The 4,394-nt window shown below is 72.3% G+C and carries 4 protein-coding genes; all 4 read left to right on the plus strand.

Features of this window, described 5'->3' with window-relative positions; translation table 11 throughout:
- Positions 1 to 1,046 (plus strand): hypothetical protein (locus tag ASJ79_RS19440; protein WP_231750937.1); only part of this gene is annotated, 1,046 nt, incomplete at its 5' end.
- Entirely contained in the window at positions 1,043 to 2,035 is a 993-nt protein-coding gene (galE, locus tag ASJ79_RS19445) for a UDP-glucose 4-epimerase GalE (RefSeq protein WP_067958672.1), read from the plus strand. The genes ASJ79_RS19440 and galE, both read left to right, overlap by 4 nt.
- A 59-nt stretch (positions 2,036 to 2,094) precedes the next feature.
- Positions 2,095 to 3,807, plus strand: coding sequence for a hypothetical protein (locus ASJ79_RS19450; RefSeq protein WP_067958683.1), 1,713 nt, complete (start codon positions 2,095 to 2,097; stop codon positions 3,805 to 3,807).
- 14 nt (positions 3,808 to 3,821) lie between these two features.
- A partial coding sequence (locus ASJ79_RS19455) for a maleylpyruvate isomerase family mycothiol-dependent enzyme (RefSeq protein WP_067958674.1) occupies positions 3,822 to 4,394 on the plus strand: 573 nt, incomplete at its 3' end.

A 4,394-nucleotide genomic window follows, 5' to 3' on the forward strand; every position in this document is an offset into this window, starting at 1 on the left:
ACATCGACGGCGAATGGTGTTCGGCACGTGGCGGCGCCACGTTCCCGACCATCGAACCGAGCACCGGACGGACCATCACCGAGGTGCCCCGTGGTGACGCCGCGGATGTCGACGCGCGGGTGCTCAGCGTGCTGCTGCTCAGCGCGGGGCTGGCGGGCTTCTGTCTGCACACCACGCTGCTGGGCGCGTTGGCCGGGATGAACCGCTGGTCGGAGTACGGCGCGCTGATGGTCGCCGACGCCGTGCTGCGGGTCGCGGTCGCCGCGGCGACCTTCGCTCTGGGCTGGGGTCTGGGCGGCTACCTGTGGGCGACGGTCGCCGGGGCGTTCGCCTGGATGGCGATGCTGCTGATCTCACCGGCCGCCCGGGTCGCGGCCCGGCTGCTCACACCCGGCGGCACGGTCACATTTCTGCGCGGCGCCGGTCACTCGATCGCCGCGGCCGGCGCGAGCGCGGTGCTGGTGATGGGCTTTCCGGTGCTGCTCAAGGCGACTTCCGGTGAGCTCGGCGCCGCCGGCGGCGTGGTGATCCTGGCGGTGACGCTGACCCGGGCGCCGCTGCTGGTCCCGCTGACCGCCATGCAGGGCAACCTCATCGCACACTTCGTCGACCAGCGCGCGCACCGACTCCGGGCGCTCATCGCGCCGTCGGCGATCGTCACCGCGGTCGGCACCGCCGGCATCGCGCTGGCCGGCGCGTTCGGGCCGTGGCTGCTGCGGACGGGCTTCGGCGCGCAGTACCAGGCCGGCGGCGCGCTGCTGGCGTGGCTGACCGCGGGGGCGGTCGCGATCGCACTGCTGACGCTGACCGGCGCCGCGACCGTGGCGGCCGCGCTGCACCGGGCCTACGCCGCGGGCTGGGTGATCGCGACGCTGGCGTCCACGCTGCTCCTGCTGCTGCCGCTGGACCTGCAGGTGCGCACGGTCGTGGCGCTGCTGTGCGGTCCGCTGCTCGGGATCGCCGTGCACCTGGGGGCACTCGTTACGGTGGCATACCGACACCTCGGTTCCACCGAGCCGCGAGCGACGACGAAGGAGACACCGTGACCTGGTTGGTGACCGGCGGCGCCGGCTACATCGGCGCGCACGTGGTGCGGGCGCTGCGCGGCGCCGGCCTCGGCGTCGTGGTGATCGACGACCTGTCCACCGGCCTGGCGCAGTTCGTCCCCGACGGGGTTCCGTTCGTGCGGGCCAACCTGCTCGACGGCGAGGCCGTGCGCACGACGCTGGACAGCCATGACGTGACCGGCGTCATCCACATCGCCGGCTACAAGTACGCCGGCGAGTCGGTGCAGCGCCCGCTGCACACCTATCAGCAGAACGTGTCGGCGATGGTGACCCTGCTCGACGCCGCGACCGCGGCCGGCGTCGACAAGTTCGTGTTCTCCTCCAGCGCCGCGACCTACGGCACCCCGGACACCGAGGTCGTCGACGAAGCCACCGCGACCCGGCCGGAGTCGCCGTACGGCGAGAGCAAGCTGATCGGCGAATGGCTGCTGCGCGACATCGGCACCGCCACCGGGCTCCGCCACACCAGCCTGCGCTACTTCAACGTGGTCGGCTCCGGCTCCGAGGACGTGTTCGACGTCAGCCCGTTCAACCTGTTCCCGAAGGTGTTCGACATGCTGTTGGGCGGCCAGACCCCGCGGATCAACGGCGACGACTATCCGACCCGGGACGGCACCTGCGTGCGCGACTACGTGCACGTGTCCGACATCGCCGCCGCCCACGTCGCTGCGGCCCGCCGGCTCGACGACGGCCGGCCCATCGAGCCGGTGTACAACCTCGGCAGCGGCGCGGGCACCTCGGTACGCGAGATCATGACGACCATGCGTGAGGTCACCGGTGTGGACTTCGAGCCGGAGGTGGCGCCGCGCCGGCCCGGCGACCCGGCCCGCATCGTCGCCGTGGGTGACCTCGCCGCGCGCGACCTGGACTGGCGGATGCGGCACTCGCTGACCGACATGGTGGCGTCGGCGTGGTCGGCGCGTCAGGCCGCCGGGCAGGCGTACCCGACCGCTGGGGCGGTCCCCTGACAGCCACCAGAAACGGGGTCGCCCGTGCCGCGGTGGTGCTGATCGCGCTGCATCTGGCGATGCGCGCGGTACTCGCCTTCGGCGGCTACTTCTACTGGGACGACCTGATCCTGGTGGGGCGGGCCGGCACCCAACCGCTGTTCTCGCCGGGCTATCTGTTCGACGACCACGACGGGCACGTGATGCCGGGGGCGTTCCTGGTGGCCGGCGTCATCACCCGGGCGGCGCCGCTGGACTGGGTGTGGCCCGCGGTCAGCCTGGTGGTGCTCGCGCTGCCGGCGTCGCTGGCACTGCTGCGCGCGCTGTATGTGATCCTGGGCTGGCGTCCGGTGTTGTTGCTGCCGTTGACGTTCGCATTGTTCACCCCGCTGGCGGTTCCGGGATTCGCGTGGTGGGCCGCGGGTCTGAACTCGCTGCCGATGCTGGCCGGGCTGGCGTGGGTGTGCGCCGAGGCGATCCTGTTGGTGCGCACCGGGAATCGCCGCCACATCTGGTCCGGCGCCGTGGTGTATCTGGGTGCGCTGCTGTTCTTCGAGAAGTCGGCGATCATCCCGTTCGTCGCGTTCGCCGTCGCGGCGTTGTACGGATATGTCACCGGGACGGTGACGGTCCGCGGGGTGTGGCGGCGTGGGCTCCGCCTGTGGACCGCGTCGGCCGCGCTGACGGCGGCCTGGGTGGGGGTCTATCTGCTGGTGGTCGACCAGCAGCGGTGGAGTTTCGACCTTGCGATGACGTGGGATCTGCTGCGCCGCTCCTTCACCCACGGCATCGTGCCCGGACTGGTGGGCGGGCCGTGGGACTGGCAGCGGTGGGCCCCGGCCTCGCCGTGGGCGACGCCGCCACTCACGGTGATGGCGCTCGGCTGGCTGACGCTCGCGGCCGTCGTCGTGGTGACACTGCTTCGCAAACAGCGTCTGGGACCGGTGTGGCTGGCCGCGCTGGGGTACGCGGTGGCCTGCCAGGTGCCGATCTATCTGATGCGTTCGTCGCGGTTCACCGCGCTGGAACTGGCCCAGACGTTGCGCTATCTGCCCGATCTGGTGGTCGTGCTGGCGCTGCTGGCCGCCGTCGGGCTGTGCGCGCCGAACCGGGACCGTGCGCCGTGGCTGGCCGCGGCGCCCCGGCGCACCGTCGTGATCGTCTGTGCGGCAACGGCTTTCGTAGCCAGCAGCCTGTACTCGACGGCGACCTTCCTGACCAGCTGGCGGGACAACCCGGCCCAGCCGTATCTGCAGAACGCGCGGGCCGGGCTGGCGCAGGCGCGCGCCGCGTCGGATGCCCCGATGCTCGACCAGGAGGTGGACCCGCTGGTGCTGCAGCGGGTGGCGTGGCCGGAGAACCTGGCCTCGCACATGTTCGCGCTGCTGCCGGACCGGCCGGAGTTCGCTTCTGCCACCACCGATCTGCGCATGCTGGATCCGCAGGGCCACCTCGTCGACGCGATGGTGACGTGGGTCCGCAGCATCCGGCCGGGGCCCGATCCGCAGTGCGGGTACCTGGTCCAGCCCGACTTCCCGGTCCGGATGCCGTTGGACGGCCCGCTGCTGCCGGCGGACTGGACCGTGGAGCTCAACTACCTCGGCAACAGCGACGGCTCGCTCACGGTGTCGCTGTCGGAGGGTGAGGACGTCAAGGTTCCGGTACGGCCGGGACTGAACCGCGTCTACGTCCGGGTGCCCGGTGCCGGCGACGCGGTCACCGTCAGCGCCAACACCGCGGCGCTGTCGGTGTGCGTGGCCGCCGGCCCGGTCGGGTTCGTCGCCCCCGGGTAGCGGACACTGTGACCATGGCCGCGGTCCGCGCTCTCGCCTACCGGGAACGGGAGAGGTTCGCCGAGCTGCTGGCCGGGCTGACCGCCGAACAGTGGACGGCGCCGAGCCTGTGCGCGGGCTGGTCGGTGCGCGACGTCGCCGCACATACCGTCGGCTATCTCGGGCAGAGCGTGCCGGCGCTGGTGCGCAACATGATCCGGGACCGCGGCGACGTTGACCGGCTCAACGCCCGGCTGCTGCCCGCGTTCACCGCGCGGACGCCCGCCGAGCTGGTGACGCTGATGGCCCGCGGCACCGTGCCGACCGGTGCGGCGGGACTGTACGGCGGGCGGGTCGCCCTGATCGAGTGCGTGATCCACCAGCAGGACATCCGCCGCCCGCTCGGGCTGGAGTCCGATGTGCCGGAGGAGGCGCTGCGGGTGTCGTTGACCTATGCGCGGATCAGCCCGGTGATCGGTGGGGCGCGCCGCACCCGCGGCGTGCGGCTTGTCGCGACGGATCTGGACTGGTCGGCCGGGCGCGGTCCCGAGGTGCGCGGGCCCGGTGAGGCACTGCTGCTGGCGATGACCGGACGCGTCGGCGCGGTG

It is taken from the genome of Mycobacterium sp. NAZ190054 (assembly GCF_001545925.1).
GTDB lineage: Bacteria > Actinomycetota > Actinomycetes > Mycobacteriales > Mycobacteriaceae > Mycobacterium.